At 77.6% G+C, this 1,642-nt stretch carries 2 protein-coding genes and 1 pseudogene; all 3 read right to left on the minus strand.

All coding sequences use genetic code 11. From position 1 onward, the window contains the following. Window positions 1-408: pseudogene (locus tag ACOJUF_RS25865) on the minus strand (hypothetical protein); the annotation flags it as partial. Then, window positions 405-926: a SigE family RNA polymerase sigma factor gene (locus ACOJUF_RS25870; RefSeq protein ID WP_420124676.1), complete on the minus strand. Its 522-nt coding sequence runs from the start codon at window positions 924-926 to the stop codon at window positions 405-407. The gene ACOJUF_RS25870 and the pseudogene ACOJUF_RS25865, both read right to left, overlap by 4 nt. A gap of 168 nt (window positions 927-1,094) precedes the next feature. Further along, window positions 1,095-1,642, minus strand: a 548-nt coding sequence (locus ACOJUF_RS25875; RefSeq protein ID WP_420124677.1) for an anti-sigma factor, incomplete at its 5' end; no start/stop codon positions are given.

Here is a 1,642-nt window from a genome sequence, read left to right on the forward strand (position 1 = left end):
GGCCGCGGATCCCGCCGTCGTCGTCCCGGTCGAGTTCGACACCGCGAGCGGGACGACGACCGCCGCCACCGCGACCGCGCACGCGGCGATCAGCCCACCGATCACCAGGGTGCGCCGGCGGCCACCGGTGGACCGGCGCCGGCCGGATCGATGCCCCGGACCGGCGACGGGCGCGCCGGCCTCGGGTCGACCCGTACGCACCGCGCCCGGCGCCGGGACCGCGCCAGCCACGCTCACCGAGGTGGCCGCCGGACCCGGACGGGCGTCCGGACCCGCACCGGCGGCCTTGGCGGCGGCGATCACCGAGAGGGCGGACACGGTGGTCGGCGGCGCGGCCGGGTCGTCGGCCAGGTCGTCGAGCAGCCGGTGCAGGCCGGCGGCGTCGCGGTCGTCGGGCCCGGTCGTCACCGGCCACCCCCACGGCCGACCACACCCTGTCGGAGCAACGCCTGCTTCATGGCCGCCAGTCCCCTGGCGGTCTGCGACTTCACGTTGCCCTCCGAACACTCCATGGCGGCCGCGGTCGCCGCGACGTCCAGCCCGTCGAAGTAGCGGAGCACCAGCATCGCCCGCTGCCCGGGCGGGACCTCGTCGAGCGCCCCACGGACCAGCTCCCGATCGGCCACCACCGACGCCAGGTCCAGCTCGGGGACCGGCGTGTCCGGCACGGCGTCGACGGCCCGCTCGCGGTGCCAGGGTCGGCGGGACTCGTCGATCGCGGCCCGCATGAGGCAGCGCCGCACGTAGGCGTCCAGGGCCGCATAGTCGCGGATGTCCGACCACGCCCCGTACAGCTTCACGAACGCGATCTGGGTCAGGTCGTCGGCCCGGTGCCAGTCACCGCACAGCAGGTAGGCGGTACGCCGGACCCGATCCCGGCGGGCGGTGACGTACACGGAGAACTGCGCCTCCTCCTCCGGGCTCACCCGACCTCCAGCGTTCAACAGCCCTCAGACGGACGGTGACCGCTGCATGGTTGCACGAGCCCGGGCGATCCGGCCTCACTCGTCCGGCGCAGCGCCCAACCGGGACGACCCCGGCCCGGGACGGCGACCGGGCCGGCCACCCGGCGCCGCGCCGGCCCGGGAGCACGGTCAGGATGTCAGCTCGGCGCTCCAGACGATCGGCAGCGTCGGCGCGACCGACCCGCCGGCCGGCTCGGCCGTGACGGCCACGGCGACCTCCCCCGGCCTGGTCGGCTGGGTGACGGTCTGCGCCGCGCCGGTGGCCGCCGCCGGCAGCAGGCCGAGCGACCGCGGCGCCGTCGACGGCTCCCCGGACAGTGCCCAGAGCTGGTAGGTGCGGCCGTCGGGCAGCGCCGGCAACCCGCTGACATCCACCGTCACCGCGGCGCAGGACGGGGCGTAGTCCACCGCGCCCTGACCGTTCGCCGGGGTCAGCGTGGTGCGGTCGGCGGCCGTCGCGACGCACTGCTCCGGGGTCTGGGCGACCTGCTCGGGCCCGCGGGTCCGGTCGATCGCGACCAGACCGCCGCCGAGCACCACCGCCGCCGCGGCCGCGGCGAGCCAGGCGGCCGGCCGGCGGAACCAGGGGCGCAGCGGCCGGACGTTGTCCGGCCGGCCGGTCGACGACACCCCGGCCGGCCCGGCCCCGGGATCCGTCGCGGGGGCGCCGGGCTCCG

The organism is Nakamurella sp. (genome assembly GCF_048594475.1).
Classification (GTDB): domain Bacteria; phylum Actinomycetota; class Actinomycetes; order Mycobacteriales; family Nakamurellaceae; genus Nakamurella.